The following is a 274-nucleotide window of genomic DNA, read 5'->3' as shown; positions in this document are numbered from 1 at the left end:
GGTGAAACTTGTGCCACAAACCATCACGGTTAAAGTTAAATTGCTTCCAACAAAAGAACAAATCATGCTATTGGAACAAAGTAGCCACGAGTATATAAAAGTCATTAATGCCCTTGTATCTGAAATGGTTGAAGCAAAGAAAAGCACGAAGAAAAGTACAAAGGATATTGAGGCCAATATCCCAAGTGCGGTGAAAAATCAAGCAATTAAAGATGCGAAAAGTGTGTTTTCTACAAAGGTGAAAAAGAGTAAATACAAAATCGTTCCGATTCTA

Annotated in this window: 1 pseudogene; it reads left to right on the top strand. The window is 35.8% G+C overall.

The annotated features are described in order from the left end of the window. Positions 1-10: 10 nt before the first annotated feature. Positions 11-274: pseudogene (locus MR167_RS32195) on the top strand (RNA-guided endonuclease TnpB family protein); the annotation flags it as partial.

This window comes from Bacillus cereus group sp. BfR-BA-01355, from assembly GCF_022663675.1.
GTDB classification, from domain to species: Bacteria; Bacillota; Bacilli; order Bacillales; family Bacillaceae_G; genus Bacillus_A; species Bacillus_A thuringiensis_S.
This window is presented reverse-complemented; position numbering and strand designations above follow the sequence as displayed.